The sequence below is a fragment of the Roseateles chitinivorans genome (assembly GCF_050632235.1).
GTDB classification, from domain to species: domain Bacteria; phylum Pseudomonadota; class Gammaproteobacteria; order Burkholderiales; family Burkholderiaceae_C; genus Roseateles; species Roseateles chitinivorans_A.
This window is the reverse complement of sequence record NZ_CP192584.1, coordinates 6,178,828-6,200,789: the sequence shown is the minus strand read 5'-3', so window position 1 is coordinate 6,200,789 and position 21,962 is coordinate 6,178,828. Positions and strand designations below refer to the sequence as shown.

15 protein-coding genes, 1 tRNA gene and 1 pseudogene are annotated in these 21,962 nt (G+C 69.0%); 10 read left to right on the top strand and 7 right to left on the bottom strand.

Annotated features, from left to right (window positions below):
- Positions 1–36 precede the first annotated feature (36 nt).
- From ACQ859_RS28395 to ACQ859_RS28385, 3 genes are all read right to left on the bottom strand, one after another.
- Positions 37–501, bottom strand: a complete 465-nt coding sequence (locus ACQ859_RS28395) for a hypothetical protein (RefSeq protein ID WP_431263790.1) — start codon at positions 499–501, stop codon at positions 37–39.
- Positions 502–617: 116 nt separating this feature from the next.
- Complete coding sequence (locus ACQ859_RS28390) at positions 618–1,298, bottom strand: L,D-transpeptidase (protein WP_431263789.1); 681 nt, start codon at positions 1,296–1,298, stop codon at positions 618–620.
- Positions 1,299–1,527: 229 nt separating this feature from the next.
- A complete protein-coding gene (locus ACQ859_RS28385; RefSeq protein ID WP_431263788.1) occupies positions 1,528–2,499 on the bottom strand; it encodes a LysR family transcriptional regulator in 972 nt (323 codons plus the stop codon).
- 394 nt (positions 2,500–2,893) lie between these two features.
- Between ACQ859_RS28385 and ACQ859_RS28380 the strand changes: the two genes are divergently transcribed.
- The 4 genes from ACQ859_RS28380 (at position 2,894) to ACQ859_RS28365 (ending at position 10,641) form a co-directional block, all read left to right on the top strand.
- Positions 2,894–6,145 carry an efflux RND transporter permease subunit gene (locus tag ACQ859_RS28380; RefSeq protein ID WP_431266679.1) on the top strand — a complete coding sequence of 1,084 codons (3,252 nt, stop codon included), beginning with the start codon at positions 2,894–2,896 and terminating at the stop codon, positions 6,143–6,145.
- Positions 6,135–7,403 carry an efflux RND transporter periplasmic adaptor subunit gene (locus tag ACQ859_RS28375; protein WP_431263787.1) on the top strand — a complete coding sequence of 423 codons (1,269 nt, stop codon included), beginning with the start codon at positions 6,135–6,137 and terminating at the stop codon, positions 7,401–7,403. The genes ACQ859_RS28380 and ACQ859_RS28375 overlap by 11 nt, the downstream gene beginning before the upstream one ends.
- Entirely contained in the window at positions 7,400–8,917 is a 1,518-nt protein-coding gene (locus ACQ859_RS28370) for an efflux transporter outer membrane subunit (protein WP_431263786.1), read from the top strand. The genes ACQ859_RS28375 and ACQ859_RS28370 overlap by 4 nt, the downstream gene beginning before the upstream one ends.
- Before the next feature lie 269 nt (positions 8,918–9,186).
- Positions 9,187–10,641: a pectate lyase family protein gene (locus ACQ859_RS28365; RefSeq protein WP_431263785.1), complete on the top strand. Its 1,455-nt coding sequence runs from the start codon at positions 9,187–9,189 to the stop codon at positions 10,639–10,641.
- A gap of 26 nt (positions 10,642–10,667) precedes the next feature.
- Here ACQ859_RS28365 and ACQ859_RS28360 read toward each other — a convergent pair whose 3' ends face one another.
- Positions 10,668–11,864, bottom strand: coding sequence for an FAD-dependent monooxygenase (locus ACQ859_RS28360; RefSeq protein WP_431263784.1), 1,197 nt, complete (start codon positions 11,862–11,864; stop codon positions 10,668–10,670).
- 130 nt (positions 11,865–11,994) lie between these two features.
- Between ACQ859_RS28360 and ACQ859_RS28355 the strand changes: the two genes are divergently transcribed.
- A complete protein-coding gene (locus tag ACQ859_RS28355; RefSeq protein ID WP_431263783.1) occupies positions 11,995–12,834 on the top strand; it encodes an AraC family transcriptional regulator in 840 nt (279 codons plus the stop codon).
- A 187-nt stretch (positions 12,835–13,021) separates the two neighbouring features.
- Here ACQ859_RS28355 and ACQ859_RS28350 read toward each other — a convergent pair whose 3' ends face one another.
- Together ACQ859_RS28350 and ACQ859_RS28345 are read right to left on the bottom strand one after the other, a co-directional pair.
- Entirely contained in the window at positions 13,022–13,453 is a 432-nt protein-coding gene (locus tag ACQ859_RS28350) for a hypothetical protein (protein ID WP_431263782.1), read from the bottom strand.
- 138 nt (positions 13,454–13,591) lie between these two features.
- Positions 13,592–13,668, bottom strand: a tRNA-Met gene (locus tag ACQ859_RS28345).
- A gap of 99 nt (positions 13,669–13,767) precedes the next feature.
- On the opposite strand from ACQ859_RS28345, the gene ftsY reads away from it, so the two are divergent.
- Complete coding sequence (ftsY, locus tag ACQ859_RS28340) at positions 13,768–14,952, top strand: signal recognition particle-docking protein FtsY (protein WP_431263781.1); 1,185 nt, start codon at positions 13,768–13,770, stop codon at positions 14,950–14,952.
- A 187-nt stretch (positions 14,953–15,139) separates the two neighbouring features.
- On the opposite strand, the gene ffh is transcribed toward ftsY, so the two are convergent.
- Complete coding sequence (gene ffh / locus ACQ859_RS28335; protein ID WP_431263780.1) at positions 15,140–16,534, bottom strand: signal recognition particle protein; 1,395 nt, start codon at positions 16,532–16,534, stop codon at positions 15,140–15,142.
- Positions 16,535–16,579: 45 nt separating this feature from the next.
- Here ffh and ACQ859_RS28330 point away from each other — a divergent pair, with 45 nt between their 5' ends.
- The 4 genes and pseudogenes from ACQ859_RS28330 (at position 16,580) to ACQ859_RS28315 (ending at position 21,211) form a co-directional block, all read left to right on the top strand.
- A complete protein-coding gene (locus ACQ859_RS28330) occupies positions 16,580–17,413 on the top strand; it encodes a cytochrome C assembly family protein (RefSeq protein WP_431263779.1) in 834 nt (277 codons plus the stop codon).
- A gap of 64 nt (positions 17,414–17,477) precedes the next feature.
- Entirely contained in the window at positions 17,478–17,783 is a 306-nt protein-coding gene (locus tag ACQ859_RS28325; RefSeq protein ID WP_431263778.1) for a PP0621 family protein, read from the top strand.
- A gap of 14 nt (positions 17,784–17,797) precedes the next feature.
- Positions 17,798–19,546: a sensor histidine kinase gene (locus ACQ859_RS28320; RefSeq protein WP_431263777.1), complete on the top strand. Its 1,749-nt coding sequence runs from the start codon at positions 17,798–17,800 to the stop codon at positions 19,544–19,546.
- Positions 19,536–21,211: pseudogene (locus ACQ859_RS28315) on the top strand (sigma-54-dependent transcriptional regulator). The gene ACQ859_RS28320 and the pseudogene ACQ859_RS28315 overlap by 11 nt, the downstream one beginning before the upstream one ends.
- Positions 21,212–21,962: the final 751 nt, after the last annotated feature.

The window sequence follows — 21,962 nt, the reverse complement described above, 5'->3', positions numbered from 1 at the left end:
ATCCGGCGGGCGTGGCGCGGTCGGCCGCTCAGTCGTTCAGGGCTTGCGCCAGACCTGGCTGGCCTGGTCGAAGACCAGCTTGGAGGCCTGGTCCGGCGTGGTCGGCCAGGACTTGTTGGCCAGCTCGACCTCGTTGAGCACCCAGACGTCCATGATCAGGCCGCTGATGTCGGTGGTGTAGAGGACGGCGACCTTCTGGTCGTACAGCGAGCCCGGCGTGGCGACCTGGTCGACCGCGTTGCGGATCCGGGCGCCCGGGGCGAGGCGCGCCGCCTTGCCGTTGAGCTTGACGTCGGGCGCGACGCCGACGATCAACTCGCCGCGCAGCGCGCGCTGCGGGAAATAGCGGTGGCCGGGAACGATCTGGGCCTCGGCGGTCGACGGCACGGTCACGGCGGCGAGGCCGCCGAACGCGGCGACGAGGGCGAACAGGGCGGTGCTGGCGGCCGTCGCCATCATCGATCGACGGCGGGGCAGGGCGGGCGAGGCACAGCGGTACATGGTGTAGATCCAGTGGCTGCGGAAATGCGCAAGGGCGCAAGTGTAGCGGGCGTGGTCCTGCCGTCGCGGGAGGGCAGGCGTCGGTTGCGGATCGTTTCCGAAGGCCCGGGTGCGACTCAGAGACGGCCGGTGGCCGTGTTCTGCGCGACGGCAGCGGGGCCGGGTTCCGGCAACACGTAGACGACGCCCGGTCCGTGGCCGAGCACCGGGGCAACAACACGGTCGAAGAATTCGCCCGCGACGACGACGCAACCGAGCGAGATGCGGTTGTCGTCCGGCGAGGGCGAGGCGAGCCGCTCGGCACGGCGCTCGTAGGCGGGGCTCGGACGCAACCGGTGGATGGCGAACGCCGCGTCGTAATCGACCCAGATGACGGTCTCGCCCTTGAGATTGGGGCCGGGTTGGCTGTCGTAGCGGCCGGAAGGCGTGGTGCGCAGGCTGGGCGGAATCCCGGTGCTCACCATCTGGCCGACGCCGGGGGCGACGGTGTCGCCGCGCGCCAGGCCCAGCAGCGCCGGCGCCGCGCCGACCAGCTGGCCGTCCGCATTGAAGACGAAGAGCTTCGCCTCCTTCTTGTCGACGACGGCGAAAGGGCGTCCCTTGGCATCGAATCCCTCGAACGCCGCGCGGGCCGCGGCGCGTGCCTCGGGCGAGGCGGTCTCACCGTGGAAGTCGACGGCCAGCGGGGCGATGTGAGCGGAAGCCGGCTGAAGCTGCTGGAGCGGCTGCTGAAGCGCGGGTTCGGCGTGGACGGCCTGTGCGCCCAGCATCAGCGTGACGATGGCAGCGATTGCCACCCCTGCCTGCTTCGCCTGTTTTGACTGACCCGACGACCCGATCGACTTCATACTGCCCGATGTCTTTCTGGCGGACGGTCTGAGGTGCTCCGACGAGGGCCGGGCGGGTCCGCTGGGGCCGCATATTAAGGAGCAACCGGGTGTTTCAACGGTCGATCTGTCGGCAAAAACGGCAGGACTTTCCCGGGAATTTGTAAGACGTGCGGGCTGCGGCACGAATCGACGTACGTTAGGTGCGCGATAGGAACTTCTCGCGGCCCTGGGCCTCTGCCGCCCCGAGTTCCTTGGCGCCGAGGACGTAGTCGTCGCTGTCCGCCAGACGCTCGATGGCCAGGTCGATGAAGGCGCGCACGCGCGCCGGTTGCGCGCTGCGGCTGCCCCAGTAGACATGCAGGCTGGAGGGCGCGGCCACATGCCGGGTGAGCAGCGGCACCAGGCGCCCCGCGCGGATGTGCGCGGCGACGGTGATGCTGGTCATCATGCTGATCACCTGACCGCCGAGCAGCGCGTCGAATTCGAGTTCCTCGTCGTTGACGCAGAGCGCCGGCGTGATCGGCTGTGCGGCGACCGCCTTCCCGACCTTGACGGTCCACGCGACGACGCGACCCTCGGGATGGCGGAAAGTGCTGCAGCGGTGCGCGGCCAGTTCATCCAGCGTTTGCGGCGCGCCGTGCTTGCGCAGATAGGCCGGCGTCGCGCAGATGATCCCCTGCACCGGGAACAGCCGCCGCGCGATGACGCCGTCCGCGGGCGACGGGCCGATGCGGAAGCCCACGTCGACGCGGTCCTCGACCCAGTTGCCGATGTCGTCGGAGAGCTGGACCTCGGGACGCACGTCGGGATGGCGGGTGCAGAACTCGTCCAGCAGCGCCCACAACGCCGGCCGGAACGCCGAGCGCGGACCGACGATGCGCAGCGGGCCGGCGATCTCGTCCTTGGCCTCGCGCACGTTCTCGATCGCGCGATGCAGCCAGCCCAGCGCGGGCCGCACGCTGTCCAGGAACTGGCGGCCCTCGTCGGTCAGCGCCATGTTGCGCGTCGTGCGATGGAACAGCCGCACGCCGAGGTGCTGCTCGAGCTGCGCCAGCGCCTGGCTCGCCGCCTGCGGCGTGATGCCCTGCGCGGTGGCGGCGCGGCGCAGGCTGCCCAGTTCGGCGGTGCGGACGAAGGTCGTGATGGCGCGGAGTTCGTTGACGGGCATGGCGTGAGGATGACCGATGCGGGACTGGCGGATTATCAAGTTCCGCTTGCCAATCCTTCAATGCGGAACTGGCTAGCGGCTTGCCAATCGCCTGCCTACAGTCCGGCCTGCCGAGCCCTTGCCCCAGCGGTCAGGCGAGCAAGCCGCCGGGCGTGAGATCGAGCGGGCGTCGTGCGGGCGCCCGGTCGTCGGGACGGGGCGTCGATCGCCCGATTGCCGCACCATGCCGATGCATGCCGCCCAATCGTGGGGGAGTGACCCCGTACGCGTACGGTCATTACCGATCAGCAATACATGGGCGCGTGCCGACACACAAAATCCGCGCTCGACAAGACCGGACAACGGTCGTCCACCAGAGAGCAACGATGACAACGATCGTGGGAATCCGTCCATGCTGATGGCCGCCGTGCGCGTCGCGCTGCGACGCCCTTACACCTTCTTCGTGCTGGCGCTGCTGCTGCTGATCATCGGCCCGCTGGCGGCCATGCGCACGCCCACCGACATCTTCCCGGAGATCAAGGTGCCGGTGATCGCGGTGGCCTGGCAGTTCACCGGACTGCCGCCGGACCAGATGGCCGGGCGCATCTCGACGCTGTTCCAGCGCACGCTGACGACCACCGTCAACGACATCGAGCACATCGAGGCCAACACCTATCCCGGCGTCTCGGTGGTGAAGATCTTCTTCCAGCCGGGCGTGAACATCGCGGTGGCCAACGCGCAGGTCACCGCCGTCGCGCAGGTCGCCGTGCGGCAGATGCCGGCAGGCACCACGCCGCCGCTGATCCTGAACTACAACGCCGCCACGGTGCCCATCCTGCAGCTGGCGCTGTCGGGCAAGGGCCTGTCGGAGCAGCAGCTGTTCGACCTTGGCTTCAACACCATCCGCACGCCGCTGGTGACCGTGCCCGGCGCGGCGATCCCGCTGCCCTATGGCGGCAAGCAGCGTCAGGTGCAGATCGACGTCAACCCTGCCGCGCTGCAGGCGCGCGGGTTGTCAGCGCAGGACGTGGCCACCGCGCTGGCGACGCAGAACGTGCTCACGCCGATCGGAACGCAGAAGATCGGCGAACTCGAATACACGCTGCAGCTCAACAGCGCGCCGTCCGCGATCGAGGAACTGGGCCGGCTGCCGGTGAAGGTGGTCAACGGCTCGACGATCTACCTGCGCGACGTCGCCGACGTGCACGACGGCAACGCGCCGCAGACCAACATCGTCCATGTGGACGGCGGGCGCTCGGTGCTGATGTCGGTGCTGAAGAACGGCGCGGCGTCCACGCTCGCGATCGTCGACGGCGTGCGCGCCAAGCTAGGCGAACTGCGACCGTCGCTGCCCGACGAGCTCGAGGTCAAGCCGATCAACGACCAGTCCGTCTTCGTGCGCGCCGCCATCAAGGGCGTCGCGATCGAAGGCGCCATCGCCGCCGCGCTGACCAGCCTGATGATCCTGCTGTTCCTGGGCAGCTGGCGCTCGACGGTGATCATCGCGGTGTCGATCCCGCTGTCCATCCTCGGCTCGATCATCGGCCTGGCGGCGATCGGCGAGACGCTCAACCTGATGACGCTGGGCGGACTCGCGCTGGCGGTGGGCATCCTGGTCGACGACGCGACGGTGACCATCGAGAACATCAACTGGCACCTGGAGCACGGCAAGGGCGTCGAGGAATCGATCATGGACGGCGCGCAGCAGATCGTGACGCCGGCCTTCGTCTCGCTGCTGTGCATCTGCATCGTGTTCATCCCGATGTTCTTCCTGGAAGGCGTGTCGCGCTTCCTGTTCGTGCCGATGGCCGAGGCGGTGATCTTCGCGATGGTGTGCTCGTTCATCCTGTCGCGCACGCTGGTGCCGACGATGGCCAAGTACCTGCTGCATCCGCATGCGCCGCTGACCGACGGTCACGGGCATCTGGCGCAGCCGCCGTCGCGCAATCCGCTGGTGCGCTTCCAGCGCAACTTCGAGGCCCGCTTCGAGCGCGTGCGCGAGGGCTACCGGCGGATGCTCGAGGCCGCGCTGAAGAGCAAGAAGCCGTTCCTGATCGGCTTCGCGGTGGTGGTGCTGGCGTCCTTCGCGCTGGTGCCCTTCATCGGCAGCAACTTCTTCCCGCAGGTCGATTCGGGCCAGATCCTGATGCACGCGCGGGTGCCGGTGGGCACGCGCGTGGAGGAGACCGCCGCGCGCTTCGCCAAGATCGAGCAGGCGATCCGCCGCGTCATCCCGTCCGACAAGATCGAGACCATGGTCGACAACATCGGCCTGCCGCCGTCGTCGATCAACCTGACCTACAACAACACCGGCGTGCTGGGCACCTCCGACGGCGACTTCCAGATCGCGCTGAAGGAGGGCCATGCGCCGACGGCCGACTACGTGCGCCAGCTGCGCCAGGTCCTGCCGCGCGAGTTCCCGGACACGACCTTCTCGTTCCCGCCGGCCGACATCGTCAGCCAGATCCTGAACTTCGGCGCGCCCGCGCCCATCGACGTGCAGGTGCGGGGGCGCGACGTGGAGTCCAACTTCGCCTACGCGCAGCAACTGCTCAAGCGCATCAAGGCGATCCCTGGCGTGGCCGACGCGCGCATCCAGCAGTCCAACAAGGCGCCGACCTTCAACGTCGACGTCGACCGTACGCAGGCGCAGCTGCAGGGCCTGACCACGCGCGACGTGGCCAACAGCCTGGTCGTGAACCTGGCAGGCAGCAGCCAGGTCGCGCCGACCTTCTGGCTGAATCCGCAGAACGGCGTCAGCTACTCGATCGTGATGCAGACGCCGCAGCATCAGCTGGACTCGCTGGCCGCGCTGAGCAACCTGCCCATCGGCAACGGCAGCCAGCCGGGGACCTCGACGCTGGGCGGCGTGGCGACCTTCCAGCGCGTCAACAGCCCGGCGCTGATCAGCCAGTACGACGTCGCGACGATGGTGCAGATCCATGCGACGACGCAGGACCGCGACCTCGGCGCGGTCGCGCGCGACATCCGCAAGGTGCTCGCCGACACGCAGGCCGACGTGCCCAAGGGCTCCAACGTGCAGCTGCTCGGCCAGGTGCGCACGATGGACCGCGCGTTCTCGGGCCTGCTGTTCGGGCTGCTTGGCGCGGTGGTGCTGATCTACCTGCTGATCGTCGTGAACTTCCAGTCCTGGCTGGACCCGGCGGTGATCGTGTCGGCGTTGCCCGCGGCGCTGGCCGGCATCGTGTGGATGCTCTTCGCGACCGGGACGACCTTGTCGGTGCCCGCGTTGACGGGGGCCATCATGTGCATGGGCGTGGCGACCGCCAACAGCGTGCTGGTGATCAGCTTCGCGCGGGAGCGGCTGGAGGAACTGGGCGACGCCTACGCGGCCGCGATGGAGGCCGGTTTCGTGCGCTTCCGTCCGGTGCTGATGACGGCGCTGGCGATGGTCATCGGCATGCTGCCGATGGCGCTGGGCCTGGGCGAGGGCGGCGAGCAGAACGCGCCGCTGGGTCGCGCCGTGATCGGCGGCCTGGTCTTCGCCACCTTCGCGACGCTGGTCTTCGTGCCGGTGGTGTTCAGCATCGTGCACCGACACCACCGCAAGACCGGACCCGCCGCCGACCTTTCCGAATCGAACGACTTGACCGCCGGCGCCGCCACCGCGCTGCCCGGGGCCGGAGATGCATCCCATGCGAACTGATAACGACAACACCGTGGTGTCCTCGCGTCCTCCCGCGCGCTTCAAGCTCGCCGCGACCGTCGCGGTCGTCATCGCGATCGCGGTGGTGGCGGCGGGTCTGTGGTCCCGCAAGTCCAACGCCGAGCAGCTGCAGAGCACCGCCGACGAGCGCGGCCAGCCCAGCGTCGCCTTGGTCTCGCCCCAGCCTTTGACCGAGGGTGGCCTGGAGCTGCCCGCGCGGATCGAGGCCTGGTCGCGCGCGCCGATCTACGCGCGGGTCAGCGGTTATCTGAAGCGCTGGAACGTCGACATCGGCGGCAAGGTCAAGGCCGGGCAGCAGCTCGCCGAGATCGAGACGCCCGACCTCGACCAGCAGCTGATGCAGGCCAAGGCCGAACTCGCGACCGCGCGCAGCAATGCCGCGCTCGCGGCGAGCACGGCCAAGCGCTGGCAGGGCCTGCTGGAATCGGACTCGGTGTCCAAGCAGGAAGTGGACGAGCGCACCGGCGACATGACCGCCAAGCAGTCGCAGGTCACGGCGTTGCAGGCCAACGTCGATCGCATCGAGGCGCTGAAGCGCTTCACGCAGTTGACGGCGCCGTTCGACGGCGTCGTCACCGCGCGCAACACCGACGTGGGCGCGCTGATCAACATCGGCGGCGCGCCGGGCAGCGAGCTGTTCGTCGTCTCCGACACGCGCAAGCTGAGGGTCTACGTCAACGTGCCGCAGCGTCAGGTCGCGCAGGTGCGGGCGGGCGGCAAGGCCGTGCTGACGGTGCCTGAGCGGCCGGGCCAGCGCTTCGCGGCGACGGTGCAGTCGACCTCGCAGGCCATCAACACGGCGAGCGGCGCGATGCTGGTGCAGCTCGCCGTCGACAACGACAAGGACGAACTGCTGCCGGGCGGCTTCGCGACCGTGCGCTTCGACGGCGCGGCGCCCGCTTCCGCGATCGCCCAGGCGAGCGGGCAGGTGAACGGGCAGGTGAACGGGCAAGCGAACCTGCAGGCGAACGCGGCGGTGTCGCTGCCGCCGGGTGCCGTGATCATCAACAAGGACGGCGTGCAGGTCGCGACGGTCGACGCGAGCAATCGCGTGAAGCTGCGCAAGGTCACGATCGCGCGCGACATGGGCACGCGCATCGAGCTCGGCGGCGGGTTGACCGCCGCGGACCGCGTCATCGCGAATCCACCGGACGGCATCGCCGACGGCGACGTGGTGCGCGTCGCGCAACCTGCAGCCGCGCCGGGATCGGCGGCATCGGCGAAGGGCCGCACATGAGGACGCGTCCGTCCGCCGGCGCCGTCCGCGGCGTCACGCTCGCCGTCGGCGCACTGATGGCCGCATTGATCGCCGGCTGTGCCCAGCCGCCGAAGACGGTGCTGCCGGAAGTGCCGATGGCGACGGGATTCAAGGAGGCTCGGGGTCCGTGGGTCGAGGCGGGCTCCTCGACTACCGCGCCCATCGCCTTCGACGGCTGGTGGAAGGGCTACGGCGATCCCGAGCTCGACGCGCTGCAACAGCGGCTGATCGAGAACAGTCCCGACCTCGCGTCGGCGCTGGCCCGCTACCAGCAGGCCAAGGCCGCGACCGACAGCCTGCGCTCGGCGCAATCGCCGACGCTGAACAGCTCGCTCAACGGGCAGCGCGACCGGCAATCGGAACGTCGCCCGTTGCGCGTGCTCGGGCCGACCTCGCCCGATTGGTACAACAGCGCGACGCTGGGCCTGGACCTGAGCTACGAAGTGGATCTGTGGGGACGCATCTCGCAGCAGGTCCGCGCCGGACTGGCGTCGGAGCGGGCGGCGGCGGCGGACCTCGCCGCGGCGCGGCTGGCACTGCAGGCGCAGTTGGCCGATTCCTTGCTGCAGCTGCGCGGACTCGATCGCGACAACGCCTTGCTCGCCGATGCCGAGGAGGCCTACACGCGGGCGTTCGACCTGATCTCCCGTCGACATCAGGCCGGCATCGCGTCAGGTCTTGACCAGGCGCGAGCGGAAGGCCAACTGGAGTCGGCGCGTTCGCAGCGCAAGCAGTCGCAGGCTCAACGTGCGGTGCTGGAGCACGCGATCGCCGCGCTGGTCGGCGCCAACGCTTCGAGCTTCCGCATCGAGCCGGCCGCGTCGCTGGATCTGGCGATGCCGGTGGTGCCGCCGGGCCTGCCGTCGACCTTGCTGGAGCGCCGTCCCGACATCGCCGCGGCGCAGCAGCGCGTCGTGGCGGCGACCGCGACGCTGGGCGTGGCGAAGACGGCGTTCTTCCCCTCGGTCGTGCTGAGCGCGCAAGGCGGCTTCCAGAGCAGCGACTTCGGCCGTTTCCTCGAAGCGCCCAACCTGTTCTGGGCCATCGGGCCAACGCTGGCCTACAACCTGTTCGACGGCGGCCGACGCAAGGCCGAGGAGGCTCGCGCATCCGCGGCGCTGGACGAATCGGCGCAGCGCTATCGCGGCACGGTGCTCGCGGCGTTCCAGCAGGTCGAGGACCAACTGGTCCTGCTCGATCGCTACGGCGAAGCGCTGGAGTCGGAGAACAAGTCCGTCGACGCGGCGGAGCGCTCGCTCATGCTGGCGACGAACCGTTATCGCGCCGGCGCGGCGGCCTACCTGGAGGTGGTCACCTCGCAGACCGCCGGCTTGCAGGCGCGTCGCAGCGCGGTGGATCTCGCCACGCGGCAACGCCGCGCGACCGTGGCGCTCGTGAGGGCGCTCGGCGGAGGATGGCAGCAGCCGGTGGAGATGAAGGCGGACGCGGGAGCGTCCGATGCGGTGGCGGTCACCAGAAATGGAAATCCGTAACGCTAGATCGGCAAATGTAAAACGCCTTTCCGAAATTAGACGACCTCGTTAGTCTGCCTCCCGTTGTCGACATGGCCGCGCCTGCGCGCTGGCGTGTCGACACGTGGCCTGTGCCGACGGCCACCGTCCCCGATGCGGATCCTGCTGGTCCGCGTCGCGCGAGGCGGAGGAAACGGCGTTGGTTCCCGAGCATTTTTTGATTCACCGGTGGCCGGTGAGGGCGGAGCCATGCCCACGCCGATCGCTTCAACGACATTGGGAGACATTCGATGAAGAACATCCGAATTGACGAGTCCGCTGTGCTGGTCGCGCCGAAGCCGACGACCGCCGCAGCGCTGCGCGCGCCGAGCCCGCGGCACGGTCTGATGGCGATGGCGGTCGTGGTCGGCGCCGTCGCGCCGATGGGCGCGGCGCACGCGGTGGACTGGCCGTCCGGCTACTCCAAGTGCGCGGACGAGGGCGGCACCTGCAAGGTCGGCGACACGGCGCGCCAGGTCTCCTTCGGCGTGAAGGACAAGTGGGTCATCAAGAGCTTGAAGGGCGACGTCGCCTGCACGTCGGCGACCTTCGGCGGCGCGGATCCCAACCCGGGCAAGGCCGAGAAATGCGCGGTGGGACCGGCCGGTTCCCCGGCGCCTTCGCCGTCTCCGGCGCCGTCCCCCTCGCCGGCGCCATCGCCTTCCCCCGCGCCGTCACCGGCCCCGGCCGGCCACAGCGGCGGCTACGCGGGGCAGGTCACCGGCGGCGGTTCGGCGACGCCGGTCACCGTCACGACCGCGGCGCAGATGCAGGCCGCGATCGATGCCTACAGCGGCACCGGCGGCCTGGTGATCCGTTACGCGGGCACCTTCGATTTCGGCACCATCCCCGATCCCTGCACGCAGTGGAAGAAGGCGGCGGGCGCCGTCGTCGAGGTCAAGAACAAGAGCAACGTCACGATCGAAGGCGTCAACGGTTCCGCCGCGAACTTCGGGCTCGCGATCAAGGCCGCGGCGACCAACATCATCATCCGCAACATGACGATCGGTCTGCTGCCCGGATCCATCGATGCCATCGGCATCGAAGGCCAGAGCGGCAAGTTCCCGGGCTACGTCTGGATCGACCACAACACGCTGTTCAGCTCGACCGCCGAATGTTCCGGCGCCGGCGACCTGGAGTTCGACGGCCTCATCGACAGCAAGGCCGGCGCGCATCACATCACCTACTCGTACAACTATCTGCACGACCACCACAAGGTCGGCCTGATCGGATCGAGCGACAGCGACGCGAGCGACCGCTACATCACCTTCCACCACAACGTGTACAGCAACGTCGGCTCGCGGCTGCCGCTGCAACGCGCGGGCTACACGCACCTGTACAACAACCTGTACTCGGGCGTGCTGACCTCGGGCGCCAACATCCGGATGGGGGCGTACGCGCTGATCGAGGGCAACTACTTCGAGAACGCGCAGAACCCGGTGACCTCGCGGGACAGCTCGTCGATCGGCTACTGGGAACTGCGCAACAACAACGTGCGCAGCCCGGCCGACTTCGCGACCTACGGGATCAAGTGGGTGGCCAGCGGTTCGAGCCCGTCGCGCGACGCGACCGATTGGGTGACGACGGCGAACTTCCCCGTCGGGATCCCGTATTCGTACACGGTGCACACGCCGGCCTGCGTGAAGCAGAAGCTGCTGACCGTGGCCGGGGCTGGGAAGAACCTGGCGACCCTGAGCTGCAATTGAGCTCGCGCTGAGTTCGCGCGGCGTCGTCAATAGACCGGCAGGACGAAGTCTTCTTCGACCTGCCGGGCGCGACGAGCCGGGCTCGGTGTCAACAGGCGCTGCATGGGCGCGCTGCCGAAGAACCGTTGCAGGACCCGCGCGATGGCGATGCCGACCGGCGTGCGGACATGCATGAGGCGGACGAAGCGGGGGCTGAGTTCCTGCTGGCAGTGCTCGGCGTAGGGGCGCAACAACGCCTCGTACGCGCGGAACGCCTCCGTGTGTGAGGCGGCCTTGCTGAGTTCTCCCGCCAGCACGTAGGCGCCGACCAGCGACAGCGCGGTGCCCTTGCCCGTGAACGGCGTGGGGCAGTGCGCCGCATCACCCAGCAGGACCAATCGGCCGACCGACCAGGTCGAGGCCTGGACCTGGCTCAACGGCCCAAAGTAGAAGTCCTGCACCGTGTCCAAGGCGTCGATCAGGCGATCGGCGATGGTGCCGCGTCCCTGGAGCGCGGCGACCAGCAGGTCCCGTCGAGACCGGTGTGCGGCGCCGTCCAACTCGGCGGGCTCGGCGGGGAAGGTGACCAGCGCGGTCGTCTCCGTCGCGCTTCCCGGTCGCAGGTTGATCATCGTGCCGCCGATGCCGTTGACCGAATGCGCCCAGAGATCGTCGCCCGGGCGCTTCGGGATCTTGAAGAAGGCCATCCATGCGCCGAGATGGCGCATCCGTGTCTGGGCGCCGAGCTTCAGGCTGCGCGTCGACGAGCCGAGGCCTTCGGCGCAGATGACGAGCGAGAAGGTCTCCTGGGTTCCGTCGTCGAAGATGACGAGCGCGCCCTCGTCGCCGTCCACGATATCCGTGACGTGTCGTCCGAAGCGGTATTCGCAGCTGTCTCGTGTGGCCTCGAACAGCAGTCGCGCGAAGTCGCCCCGCAGGATCTCGAAGTCGCTGGTCAGGCTGCCGAAGCCGTCCTTCGGAAAGACGGCGACGACCTTCCCATTGGCGTCCAGCCATTTCTGTCCACACTCGCCCGTGTTGAGTGCCTGGACCTGGTCGTCCAGTCCCATGCGCCGGATGACCTGCTGCCCGGCACCCTTCACGTCGACGTTCTGCCCTCCGTCGCGGAACGACATCGCCTTCTCGGCGATGACGACCGAGAAGCCGTATTGCCTCAGCCAGTACGCACAGGCGGGGCCGGCAATGCCGCCGCCGCAGATCAGGATCTTCTTGCTGCTTGTCATGGGTTCGCGTTCACATCCGTTGGCTGGGATGGGCGGACGTTAGGTTGGGCGGGGTATTGGTCACAAGAAGCGGTCATGCCAAGATCTGTTGAATTCCTGCCAGGCCCTTTCCGGGCAGCACGACCGCCTCATGCCACTGTTTTCGAATGATTCGCCCGTCGATTGGGAGGAGCCCGATCTTGTTCCTCGCCCCGTGGTGACCTTGGGCGCGGTGGGACTGGATGCGACCGATTGGGTGGACGTCGATCACGGCGCCACGCCGTCGCAGCAGGGGCGGGAGGCGGTTTTCCATGCGCATCGCAAGGGACAGTTCCTCCTGTGGATGCGGGGCGTGCTGACCTGTGAGGTCGAAGGCGGGTTCTGGCTCGTGCCGCCCGGACAGGGCATCTGGGTGTCGGCTGGCGTCCAGCATCGAATGGAGACCGCAGGGCGGGTGGAGTGCTACGTGGTGTACGTGGATCCGGCGGTCTGCGGCCCGTTGCCGGCACAGTGCTGCACCCTGGCCACTACGCCGTTGCTGCGGGAACTGGTCATTCGTTCAGCGGCGCTGCCGATGCGTTATGCGGAGGAGGGCATGGCCCCGCGACTCGTGGCGCTGCTTCTGGATGAACTGGCCTTGGCGCCGGCAGGGCGGCTCCACTTGCCGATGCCGGCCGATGGGCGGTTGCGTCCCCTCGTCGATTGGATGATGACCCACCCGGCAGAGCGCGGCAGCATCGAGGCTTGCGCAGGATGGATGGACCTGAGTGCCCGCACCTTGTCGCGGCTGATCGCTCGCGAGACCGGGATGAGCTTCGGCCGCTGGCGTCGGCAGCTGCATCTGCTGCTGGCGCTGCAGTGGCTCGCGAAAGGCGCGGCGGTCCAGGATGTCGCGGAGGGGCTGGGCTACGAGAACGCCAGCAACTTCGTCGTGATGTTCCGGAAGGCACTGGGTGAGCCGCCGGGACGGTACCTGGCGACACGGTGCTGAGTGCGACTTGAGGCGGAGAGGCCCTCGCGGTGGCGAGGGCCCCGGATCAGCAGGTCCGCATGGCTGCGGGCCTGGACGTGATCAGAAGGGGTAGCTCTTCGACAGGAGCGTGTAGTTCTCGAAGATCCAGGCTTTCACCTTTGAACGCCCTTGGAGGTGGGATGGCAGCTTCTCGTGGATCATCCATTCACAGATCTGCCGCACGCGGATGTCCAGGTCCCCACCGAACGGACTTCGCCAGCAGCAGTCGGGCCTTCTCTTCAGGAAGAAGCTCATAGGCTTGGCCGCCCGTGAAGGGGATGTCGTAGTTGTAGAAGTAGGTGCGGTCCGCCTCCACGCGGATCGGTGTGGGCTGCACCATGGGACCACCCAAGAAATGCTCACCCGGGGCAAGCTCGATGGCGGCATGCGTTGCGGTTCCTAGATGAGCAACCTCGCGGCCATCCATGTGAACAGCCCATGTGCCGATGGAGCCCTTGAGCATGGACTCACGCATGACGACCACGAGGGCCTTGTCGCCTGAAGGCCTCAGCGACGATTGGCGTTGATCTCCATGGACCATGTTCGAGGGCGTCGAGGCGCACCCCGCCAATGCAGTTGCCGTGACCATCGCCAACATCGATCTTCTGTACATGACCGCCTCCCCTGATTTCGATCGAGTCTAGCGGCGAGGGGGGTGTGGCCCATGGCGGACGTTGTGCCACTCTGGCCCAATGAACAAAGCCCGCAAGACTTGCGTCTTGCGGGCTTTGAAATTTGGTGGCGCTTCAGGGATTCGAACCCCGGACCTGCGGATTATGATTCCGTCGCTCTAACCGGCTGAGCTAAAGCGCCTTGCGAAGACAGCGACTATAGCAAAGTTTTCGAAGACAATGCAAGCCCCGCCGATCACGGCATCGAAATTTCGGCGCGCGAGTCCCACTCGACCCCTCCATGTTCAGCTTCCTCAAGAAAAAACTGGGCTTCGGCGCCGCCGAACCCACACCGGCTCCCGCTCCCGAAGCGCCGCCGGCCCTCGACACCGCGTTCCCTCCGGCTGCCCCCGCGCCCGCCATCGAGCCGACGTCGACTCCGGCACCCGCGCCGGTCGCGCCGCAACCCCTGACCCCGCCGACGGCGCCCGTTGCCGCGCCGAAACCCGCTCCTGCTCCCGCACCCGTGGCGGTGACTCCGGTAGCGGTGGTTGTGCCCGCGCCTGCGCCGGTCCCTGAGCCGGCACCGCGCAAGAGCTGGATGGACAAGCTCCGCCAAGGTCTGCGCAAGACCGGGTCGAGCATCTCCCAGGTCTTCACCGGCACGCAGATCGACGACGCGCTGTATGAAGAGCTTGAGGCCGCGTTGCTGATGGCCGACGCCGGCGTGAAGGCGACCGAGTTCCTGCTCGACGACCTGAAGCGTCGCGTGAAGGACGCCAAGGCCAGCGATCCGGCCGCCGTGCGGCAACTGCTCGTGGACGCGCTGACGGAGCTGCTGCAGCCGCTGCAGCGCCAGCTCGTGATCGGCGAGCACTCGCCGACGGTGATGATGGTGGTCGGCGTCAACGGTGCCGGCAAGACGACGAGCATCGGCAAGCTCACGCGCCATCTGGCCGATGCCGAGGCCAACGTGCTGCTGGCCGCGGCGGACACCTTCCGCGCGGCGGCGCGCGAGCAGCTCGCCGTGTGGGCGGACCGCAACCGCGTGCAGATCGTCAGCCAGGAGGGCGGGGATCCGTCCGCGGTGACCTTCGACGCGGTGGTCGCCGGCAAGGCGCGCGGCTGCGACGTTGTCATCGCCGATACCGCCGGCCGCCTGCCGACGCAACTCCACCTGATGGAGGAGCTCAAGAAGATCAAGCGCGTGATCGGCAAGGCGCAGGAGACGGCGCCGCACGAGGTGCTGCTGGTCGTCGACGGCAACACTGGCCAGAACGCGCTGATGCAGGTGAAATCGTTCGACGATGCGCTCGGCCTGACGGGGCTGATCGTCACCAAGCTCGATGGCACGGCCAAGGGTGGCGTGCTCGCGGCGATCGCGCGCGAGCGGCCGATCCCCGTCTACTTCATCGGCGTCGGCGAAAAGCTGGAAGACCTGCAGACCTTCGACGCGCGCGAGTTCGCGCAGGCGCTGCTGGAGTAACGCCCGAAGTCCTCGATCGCAGAACCGTCGAAGGACGGCGATGGATGGGGACGGGGAGTCGTGAGGTTTCGGCGCTTGCCGCCGGGGCCTCATGACTCTGCGGCCAACGCACCGAACTCAGCAATCCAGCGATGGTCGCAAAAGCAAAGGGCTCCGAATTGGAGCCCTTGTCATTGGTGCGTGACGATCACATCGGGAACCCGCCGCCCCCACCGCCCATGAGGTTCTTGAGGCCGCCCATCTTCTTCATCATCTTCATCAGGCCGCCGCCCTTCATCTTCTTCATCATCCCCTGCATCTGGTCGAACTGGTTGAGCAGGCGGTTGACTTCCTGGATATGGACGCCCGCGCCCGCGGCGATGCGGCGCTTGCGGCTGGCCTTGGACTTGCCGTCCATCAGCAGCGCCGGCTGGCGGCGTTCCTTGGCGGTCATGGCGTTGAGGATGCCTTCCATGCGCTTCATGTCGCGCTCGGCCTTGTCCATGTCGGGCTGGCCGGCCTTGGCGGTCATCTGCGTGGGCAGCTTGTCCATCAGTCCGGACAGTCCGCCCATCTTCTTCATCTGCGAGATCTGCGCGAGGAAGTCGTTCAGGTCGAAGCCGTCGCCGGACTTGAGCTTCTCGGCCAGCTTCTGCGCGGCCTCGACGTCGACGCCCTTCTGCACTTCCTCGACCAGCGCGACGATGTCGCCCATGCCGAGCACGCGGCCCGCGTGGCGCTCGGCGTCGAAGACCTCCAGGCCGTCGATCTTCTCCGACACGCCCGCGAACTTGATCGGCGCGCCGGTGATCTGCTTCACCGACAGCGCGGCACCGCCGCGCGAGTCGCCGTCCAGCTTGGTCAGCACGATGCCGGTCAGCGGCAGCGCTTCCTTGAAGGCCTTGGCGGTGTTGATCGCATCCTGACCCTGCATCGCGTCGACGACGAACAGCGTCTCCACCGGCTTGAGCGTCGCGTGCAGGTCACGGATCTCGGCCATCAGCGCCTCGTCGATGGCGAGCCGGCCGGCCGTGTCGACCAGCAGCACGTCGAAGAAGTGGCGCTTGGCGTGGTCCAGCGCCGCCAGCGCGATGTCGTGCGGCTTCTGGTCCGGCGCCGACGGGAACCATTCGGCGCCGGCCTGCTTCGTCACCGTCTTGAGCTGCTCGATCGCGGCCGGGCGGTACACGTCCGCGGAGACCGTCAGCACCTTCTTCTTGCGCTTCTCGGTCAGATGCTTGGCGAGCTTGGCGGTCGTCGTCGTCTTGCCGGCGCCCTGCAGGCCGGCCATCAGGATGATGGCGGGCGGCTGCGCGGCGAGGTTGATGTCGGCGACGCCGTCGCCCATCGTCGCGGCCAGTTCCTTGTGGACGACCGAGACCAGCACCTGGCCCGGATTCAGCGACGCGGCCACCTCCTGGCCCAGCGCCTTCTCCTTCACGCGGGCGACGAAGTCGCGCACCACGGGCAGCGCGACGTCGGCCTCCAGCAGCGCCATGCGGACCTCGCGCAGCATGTCCTGCACATTGGTCTCGGTGATGCGGGCTTGGCCCCGCATGGTCTTGACGAGCCGGCTCAGTCGATCGGTCAGGGTGGATGCCATCGTTTCGGCCCCGCGCAAGCGGGCGCGCCTCATTACACTTTGAGGATGATTTTATCGTCCGCCTCCGCCGAGCCCAGCGGCCTGCTCCTCGCCGCCCTCAGCGCCGTCGGGGCACTGGCCTATGCCGCCGCCGCCGTCTTCGCCCACCGCCGCCCCCGCACCTGGCGCGCCGTGCTGGTCCTGGCCTGGCTGCTGCACCTGGCCGCGCTGGTCGTGGACATCGGCGGCATCGGCGCCGCGCCGGTCAACGGCGGTCATGCGGCGCGCTTCGGATTCGCGCCGTCGCTGTCGATGACGATCTGGCTCATGATCGGCGTCTACCTGGTCGAAAGCCGCTTCCTGCCGCTGCCGTCGGCGCAGCGGCTGCTCAGCGTGCTCGGACTGGCCGTCATGCTGGTGGCGTGGGCCTTCCCCGGCGAGTACCGGCCGCAGGCCGGGTCGCCGTTGGCGCCGCTGCACTGGGCGATGGGCCTGGCGTCCTACGGCCTGTGCGGCGTCGCGGTGATGCACGCGGTGATGCTCAACCGCGCCGAGCGCCAGATGCGCTTGCAGAAAGGGCAGGGCGCGCCCGCCTTCGGCACGCCGCTGCTGCGGCTCGAGCGGCTGACCTTCCAGTTCGTCGGCGCGGGTGTCGTCGTGCTGTCGATCGCGTTGCTGCTCGGGGTTGCCTTCACGCCTGAATGGCGCTGGGACCACAAGACGCTGTTCGCCGTGCTCGGCTGGATCGTGCTGACCGGACTGCTCACCGGTCGTCGCGTGTTCGGCTGGCGCGGCAAGCGCGCGACGCGCTGGCTGTACTTCGGCGCCGCGCTGCTGCTGCTGTCCTACGCGGGATCGCGCTTCGTGCTCGAGGTCGTGCTGCAGCGCCCGCCGGTCTGACCGCAGATCGCCCCTTGATGTCCTCGTCCCCGATCCTTTCGACCACCTCACCGACCGCCTCATCGTGATCAAGCTGCTCTTCTGGATCATCCTGCTGGCGGTGGTCGCCTTCATGCTCGGCTTCAAGCGGGGCCGGCCGGCGCCGCGCGAGGAGCGCGCCCCGGCACCGCCTCCGCCGGCGGCACCGCCGCCCGCGCGTGAACTCGAGGCCATGGTGAGCTGCGCCGAGTGCGGCACGCACCTGCCCGCCGGCGAGGCCCTGCCCGGCCGCGGCGGCGAGTTCTGCAGCGCGTCCCATCGCGCCGCCCATGAGGCCCGCCTGGATGCGGCCGCGGCGGAGCGCGCCCGCGGCGCCTCCTCCGGAACCTGAGCGCCGGAGCACGCATGGCCACCAACGAGGCCCGCGGCGCCATCAGCGCCAGCACCATCCAGCGGCTCTATCGCGCCTTCATGGGCGCGCGCGCCGCACTCGGCCTCGCCCTGCTGGCCACGCAGTCGCTGGCCGGGCTGATGGGCGCGCGGCCGACCGGATGGATCGCGCTGCTGGCACTCGTCTACGGCGTGCAGACGGTGCTCGCGTGGCTGCTGCCACGCTGGTTCGGCGGCGGCGAGGCGCCGTCCAAGGAGCGGACCGGTCTCAGCGCCCGCCAGTTCCTGGTCAGCATCGGCGCCGACCTCCTCCTGTTCACCGGGCTGCAGCTGCAGGAACCGGGCGGCCCCTACGGCGCGCTGTTCTTCATGCCCGCGCTGATGGCCGGCGCGCTGCTGCCGCGCCTGCGGGCGCTGGGCTGCGCCGCGCTGCCGAGCCTGGTGCTGCTGGCCCTGTCCGGCTGGGCCGTGCTGAGCGAGCGCGACGGCGCGTTGCGCATCAGCCAGGCCGGCCTGCTGGGCTGCGGGCTGTTCGTCGTCACGCTGCTGTCCAACGAGATCGCTTCCCGCCTCGCGCGCGAGGAGCGCGCCGCGCGCGGCAGCCTCGAGTACGCCCGCCAGCAGGCCGACCTGAACCGCCTGGTCATCGAGGAGATGGAGGAGGGCGTCCTCGTCGCGGACCGCCGCGGGCTGGTGCGCACCGCCAATCCGGCGGCGCGCGCGCTGCTCGCCGAGGGCGCCTCGCTGCGCTCGGGTGCGTTCCGGCTCGATGCGACCCCGGCCTGGAAGCCGTTGCTGCGCGCGATCGAGAAGGCGTTCGGCGGCGAACCATGGCCCGAGCCCGGCCGTGACCTGCTGCTGGACTTCGGCCGCGGCAAGCAGCGCTCGTTGCGCGTGCGGATGCGCTTCACGCAGCGGCCGGTGGACGGCGACGACCTGTGCGTGCTCTTCATCGAGGACAACCGGATGCTCGAGGCGCGCAACCGGCAGGAGAAGCTGGCGGCGATGGGGCGCGTCTCGGCCGGCATCGCGCACGAGATCCGCAATCCGCTGACGGCGATCGCCCAGGCCAACGCGCTGATGGCCGAGGACCTCGCGGAAGATCCGCGCCTGGAGCCGTTGACGCGGATGGTGGCGTCCAACGTCGAGCGCCTCAAACGCCTGGTCGACGACGTGATGGAGGTCGCGCCCGGCATCGCGCCCGTGTCGCTGACGCTGGCGGCGTCGCCGCTCGTGCGCGAGTACTGCGCCGACTGGGCCGTCACGCAGCGCCTGCCCGAGGGCGACGCCAGCCCGCTGCGCATCGAGATCTGGCGCGACGGGCTGCTCATCAGCTTCGAGCCGGAGCACCTGCGCCGCGTGCTGATCAACCTGCTGGACAACGGGCTGCGACATGCCCGGCCCGGGCCGGGCTCGCTGCGCGTGCAACTGGCCGAGTCGGACGAATGGGTGCGCCTGTCGGTGTTCAGCCGGGCTGAAGCCATTCCGCAGGATGTCGAACGGCATCTGTTCGAACCCTTCTTCTCGACGCGCAGCCGCGGATCGGGTCTCGGCCTGTACATTTGCCGCGAGCTCTGCGAACGCTATGGCGGCCGCATCAGCTACCACCGCCATGCCGCCCCCACGGGCGGCCCGGCGGACGCCGAGGCCAACGAATTCCGCGTGCTGCTGCCGCGCGCGGCGACGCCGGCCGGCGTGCTGGCCTCGATCCCGTCCGCGGGACCCGACTCCTATTTCCCCGATACCGAACTCCATGAGCGCTGATCCCCGCCTGCTGGTCATCGACGACGAGCCCGACCTGCGCACCCTGTACGAGATGACGCTGCTGCGCGAGGGCTTCACGCTGGACAGCGCGGGCACCGTCGAGGACGCGCTGGAGTTGCTCGGCGCCCGCCGCTACGACGCCGTGATCACCGACATGCGGCTGCCCGACGGCAGCGGGCTGGACATCCTGCGCTGGCTCGAGCAGCAGGGCGCAGCGAGCGCGCCCTGGTGATCACCGCCTACGGCTCGGCGGAGAACGCCGTCGAGGCGCTCAAGGCCGGCGCCTACGACTACCTGACCAAGCCCGTCGATCTGCGCCAGTTCCGCATGGTGGTCGCGTCGGCGCTCGGACGCGCGCCCAAGGCCGAAGGCACGGTGCCGAAGCCCTTCTCGTCGGCGCCGCCCGTGTCGTCGTCGATGTCGTCGCCCGTTGCGAGCCCCGGGCCCGCAGCGGGGGCTCGTTCGGCCGGCTGCCGGGCGCCGCCGCCCAGGCTGCCGACGCGGCGGACGACGCGTTCGCACCGACCGCGCCCGGCACCTTCGACGTGCTGCCCCCGATGGACGCGCCCCGGCCCGGGACGCCGGAGCGGCGCAAGGCCCCCGTCCCGCGCCGCCCCTGACCGGCTCCACCTCGGCGCTCGCGCGTCTGGTGGGCGAATCGGCGCCGATGCGCCAGGTGCGCGAACTGATCGAGAAGGTGGCGCGCAGCATGGCGCCGGTGCTGATCAACGGCGAGTCCGGCACCGGCAAGGAACTGGTCGCCCGCGCGATCCATGACGTCAGCGCGCGACGACCGCAGCCTTTCATCGCGGTGAACTGCGGCGCGATCCCGGAGCAGCTGCTGGAAGCCGAGTTCTTCGGCTATCGCAAGGGCGCCTTCACCGGCGCCAGCGAGGACCGGGAGGGCTTCTTCCAGGCCGCGCAGGGGGCACGCTGTTCCTGGACGAGATCGGCGACCTGCCGATCGCGATGCAGTCCAAGCTGCTGCGGGCGTTGCAGGAGCGCTCGGTGCGGCCCGTCGGCGCGGTGGCCGAGATCCCGGTCAACGTGCGCCTGCTCAGCGCCACGCACAAGGACCTGACGGCGGAAGTCGCGGGCGGCCGCTTCCGGCAGGACTTGTATTACCGGCTCAACGTCATCCAGATCCGCGTCCCGCCGTTGCGCGAGCGCATGGAGGACCTGGCGCCGATCAGTGCGCGCATCCTGCTGCGCATCGCCGCGGATGCCGGCGTGGAGCCCGTGCCGGCGCTGACCTCGGCTGCCTTGTCGACGCTGTCGCGCTACAGCTTCCCGGGCAACGTGCGCGAGCTCGAGAACCTGCTGCATCGGGCGCTGGCGCTGTCGAGCGGCGACGGCATCGACCTGGCCGACCTCGGTCTCCCGGACAGCGTGCTGGGCCTGGACGACGCGCCGGCCGACGCCACCTTCAGCACAGGCGCGCCGCCGGTGCGGTCGACGCTGCCTGCGGAAGCAGGCGGCGCCGCGCCGCTGCCGTCCGATCTCGCGGCCTACCTGGACGAGGTCGAGAAGCAGATCCTGTTGCGTGCGCTCGAACGTCACCGCAACAACCGCACGGCGGCCGGCGCGAGCCTGGGCCTGTCGCTGCGCCAGATGCGTTACCGGATGGCCCGTCTGGCCATCTCGATCGGCGGCGACGAAGCCTGAAGTCAATCGAATTCCCAAGACCCGAGGGCAGCGAGTGCGGGTGGGGCCGGAATGAGGCCTGAGGGTCCTGGAGGGCGCCCTCATGCCTCGTGGAGCGCCCGCGCCTGGCCTTCCGCATGCGACAGCCGCTGGCCCTCACCCCCACCCTCTCCCGCAAGCGGGAGAGGGAGCAAGAGGCTGTGGCGCTTCTGCCAGCGGGGAGGCCTCCCCGCAGTTGAGTGGTCCGGAAAGTGCGCTCTCCGACCCCTGGATGCGCGCATTGCGACCATGACCCCACTGCCGGTGGCGACTCCGGGAAGGTCCTGATCAGGACTTGTCCTACCCCACGGGGACACCCCGCAAAGTCGTCATCGGATTGCCATCGATGCAAGCGCAGCAACCATGGGCGTTCGCGGCGCATTCAGGCCGCCAGACCGCGTGGATCCTTGCGCTCCGGACAGGATGCGCGAATCCATCGGGGCTGTGCGGGGTCAGGTCTTCCGGCTAGCCCAGCGGGTGGCGGGCGTCAAGGGAGGTGACGCTACCGCTAGTTCCTTGAAGGTGCCGCGACCACTAGATATAGTGTTTTGCATGCTATCCTGCTGACTTCGCAAACACGGCGATGAATGCTCCATCAGAAGTCTTGTCCGCAGTGCCGGCCCCTCAGCCGGAGGAGCGGAATCACCAAGCCAAGGCGCATCTTCAGCATCGCGAGCACCACCTGACCCCCTGACGTTTGGCCCTTCGGAAAAGCCGGGCCGGGCGCAGCTTT